Genomic DNA, 3307 nt, shown 5'->3' with positions numbered 1-3307 from the left:
GCCGGCGGCCCGCCGCGGCGGGGCCTGGACGGCGACGCGGAGGTGCGGCGGCTGCGGCGGGTCGCGCGGGACGCGGGCGTCGCCGGGCGGGTGGAGTTCCTCGGCAGGCTCGGCCGCGAGGAGGTCCCGCCGCTGCTGCGGTCGGCGAGCCTCGTGGTGACCCTGCCCTGGTACGAGCCGTTCGGCATGGTGCCGCTGGAGGCGATGGCGTGCGGCGTGCCGGTCGTGGCCAGCGCCGTCGGCGGCCACCTGGACACCGTCGTGGACGGCGGCACCGGCGTGCTCGTCCCGCCGCGCGACCCCGAGGCGGCGGCCGCCGCGATCCGGGCGCTGCTGGACGACCCGGCGGGCCGCGCCGCGATGGGCTTCGCCGCGGGCGACCGGGCCCGGGACCGCTACTCCTGGGCGCGCGTCGCCGCCGACACCGCCGGCGTCTACGAGCGCGCGGCGGCGCTGAGCGGGGTGGCCGCATGACGACCACCACGCAACGGATCGCGCGGACGCGCACCGCCACCGCGCGGGACGGGCGCCTGGAGGCGCTGGCCGAGGCGGCGCTGGCGTTCCGCGAGCAGGTCCCGACCATCGAGACGTGGGGCCGCCGGCTCGCCGGCGTGCTGCGCGCCGGCGGGCGGCTGCTCGCCTGCGGGAACGGCGGCAGCGCCGCCGAGGCCCAGCATCTGACCGCCGAGCTCGTCGGCCGGTTCGAGGACGAGCGGCGGCCGCTGTCGGCGATCCCGCTGCACGGCGACACCTCGTCGGTCACCGCGATCGGCAACGACTACGGCCCCGCGCACGTGTTCGCCCGGCAGGTGCAGGCGCACGGCCGCCGGGGCGACGTGCTGGTGTGCCTGTCGACCAGCGGCCGCAGCCCCAACGTGATCGCCGCGGCGGACCGGGCGCGTGAGCTCGGGATGACCGCCTGGGCGGTCACCGGGCCCGGCCCGAACCCGCTCGCCGACGCCTGCCACGACGCGATCACCGTGCGGGCCGCGGCGACCTCGACCGTCCAGGAGATCCACCTCGCCGCGGTGCACCTGCTGTGCGGGGTGGTCGACGACGTCCTGGGGGCGCCTCGTGCCTGAACCGGGCTCGCGCCGCGGCCGCACGGGCGCGGCCGCCGCCGGGAGGCACGGGGGCCCGTCCCCGCGGAAGGAGGCGAGATGACCGCACCGCTGGTGGTCGTGGGCGACGTGCTGCTCGACGTCGACATCGTCGGCACGAGCAGCCGGCTGTGCCCGGACGCGCCCGTCCCGGTCGTCGAGCAGGCGGAGGAGCACGCCCGGCCCGGCGGCGCCGGGCTGGCCGCGCTGCTGGCGGCGGCCGGCGGCCGGGAGGTCGTGCTGGTCACCGCGCTCGCCGACGACGAGCCGGGCCGGCGGCTGCGCGCCATGCTGGAGCGGCACATGGAGATCGCCGCGTTCCACCTGCACGGCGGCACTCCCTGCAAGCTGCGCATCCGCTCGGGAGACCAGTCGGTGGCGCGCCTGGACGCCGGGGAAGGGCAGGCCCTCGACGGGCCCTTCGGCCCGCGCGAAACCGACGCGATCGCGGGGGCCGGCGCGGTGCTGGTCTCCGACTACGGGCGCGGGGTCACCCGGCACCGCGCCGTCCGGTCGCTGCTCGCCGCGCTGCCGCGCGGCGTCCCGGTCGTGTGGGACCCGCATCCGCGCGGGGAGCAGCCGGTGCCGGGGACGCGGCTGCTCACCCCGAACGAGGAGGAGGCCGCCCGGCTGGCCGCCGCGGACGGCGCCGACATCACCGGGTTCGGGCTGTCGGCGGCGGGCCGCCGGGGCCGGCACCTCGGCCGGTCCTGGGGCATCGAGGGCGTCGCGATCACGCTCGGGTCCGAGGGCGCGCTGCTGTGCGACGGGTCGGAGGCGCCGTTCCTCGCGCCCGCCGAGCCGGCCCGCGGCGACGCCTGCGGCGCCGGCGACAGCTTCGCCACCGGGACGGTGGTGGCGCTCGCGGACGGGGCGTCGCTCGCCGGCGCCGTCACCGCGGGCGTGCGGCGCGCGTCGGACTACGTCCGGGCGGGCGCGGCGGCGGCCGTCGCGGCGCAGCTCGCCGAGTCCGGCACGGCCCGGCTCGTCCCCGAGCGCGGGGAGGACGCCTGGGACGTCGTCGAGCGGACGCGGCGGGCCGGCGGCACGGTCGTCGCGACCGGCGGCTGCTTCGACCTGCTGCACGCCGGGCACGTGAGCATGCTGCAGCAGGCCCGGCGGCTCGGCGACTGCCTGATCGTCTGCGTCAACTCCGACGCCTCGGTGCGCCGCCGCAAGGGCCCGACCCGCCCGGTGACGCCGGCCGCGGACCGCGTCCGGGTGCTGGAGGCGCTCAGCGACGTGGACGCCGCGGTCGTGTTCGACGACGACACCCCGGCGCCGCTCCTGGAGCGGCTGCGCCCCGACGTCTGGGTCAAGGGCGCCGACTACGCCGGGACGATCCTGCCCGAGGCCGAGACGGTCCGGGCGCACAACGGCGAGGTGGTCCTGCTGCCTCTGCTGGAAGGGCGCTCCACCACGCGCCTGCTGTCCACCACGAAGGGAAACGCGTCATGAACGTCCTCATCACCGGCGGGGCCTCCGGACTCGGCGCGGCCGTCGCGCGCAAGGTCGCGGAGGACGGGGGGCGGCCCCTCATCCTCGACCGGCACCCCCCGAAGGACGACTTCGAGCACATGCAGGCGGACCTGGCGGACCGGCCCTGCGCCGAGCGCGCCGTGCACGGGCTGGCGCGCGCGGCGGGCGGCCTCAACGCGGTCGTCACCGCCGCCGGCACCGACGCCTGCGGCACCCTGTGCGACGTGCCCGCCGAGGACTGGGAGCGGGTCGTGCAGGTGAACCTGCTCGGCACCGCCGCCGTCGTCCGCGCCGCGCTCCCCTACCTGGAGAACGAGCCGAGCGGGCGGATCGTCACGGTCGCCTCGACGCTCGGGCTGCGGGCGCTCAGCGACGCCACCGCGTACTGCGCGTCCAAGTTCGGCGTCGTCGGCTTCACGCGCGCGCTGGCCGCGGAGATGGCCGGAAGGGTCGCCGTCACGATGATCGTGCCGGGCGGGATGGACACCGCGTTCTTCGACGACCGCACCGAGCAGTACAAGCCGGGGCCGGACGCCCACCTGAACAGGCCGGAGGACGTCGCCGCGGCGATCGCCTTCGCGCTCCGGCAGCCGCCCGGCTGCGAGGTGCGGGAGATGGTGGTCTGCCCGTCGAAGGAGCCCTCGTGGCCGTGACGGCCCCGCGCCGCGCGCTGGTGCTGCGGGCGCTCGGGCTGGGCGACCTGCTCACCGCGGTGCCCGCGCTGCGGG

Annotated in this window: 4 protein-coding genes; all 4 read left to right on the top strand. The window is 78.2% G+C overall.

Going from position 1 to position 3307, the window contains the following annotated elements; all coding sequences use genetic code 11:
* On the top strand, positions 1 to 474 hold a 474-nt coding region (locus tag ABZ914_RS48955; RefSeq protein WP_500201455.1), incomplete at its 5' end, for a glycosyltransferase.
* Positions 471 to 1082 carry a D-sedoheptulose-7-phosphate isomerase gene (locus tag ABZ914_RS48950; RefSeq protein ID WP_500201454.1) on the top strand — a complete coding sequence of 204 codons (612 nt, stop codon included), beginning with the start codon at positions 471 to 473 and terminating at the stop codon, positions 1080 to 1082. The genes ABZ914_RS48955 and ABZ914_RS48950, both read left to right, overlap by 4 nt.
* A gap of 78 nt (positions 1083 to 1160) precedes the next feature.
* Positions 1161 to 2558 carry a PfkB family carbohydrate kinase gene (locus tag ABZ914_RS48945; protein ID WP_500201453.1) on the top strand — a complete coding sequence of 466 codons (1398 nt, stop codon included), beginning with the start codon at positions 1161 to 1163 and terminating at the stop codon, positions 2556 to 2558.
* Positions 2555 to 3232 (top strand): SDR family oxidoreductase, encoded by a 678-nt coding sequence (locus ABZ914_RS48940; RefSeq protein ID WP_500201452.1) that lies wholly within the window; start codon positions 2555 to 2557, stop codon positions 3230 to 3232. Before ABZ914_RS48945 ends, ABZ914_RS48940 begins: the two co-directional genes overlap by 4 nt.
* The last annotated feature ends 75 nt before the right edge of the window (positions 3233 to 3307 follow it).

Origin of the sequence: Spirillospora sp. NPDC046719, from assembly GCF_040645715.1 — a bacterium.
Taxonomy (GTDB): domain Bacteria; phylum Actinomycetota; class Actinomycetes; order Streptosporangiales; family Streptosporangiaceae; genus Spirillospora.
The sequence above is the reverse complement of the archived record's forward strand: the minus strand, read 5'-3'. Positions and strand labels throughout refer to the sequence as shown.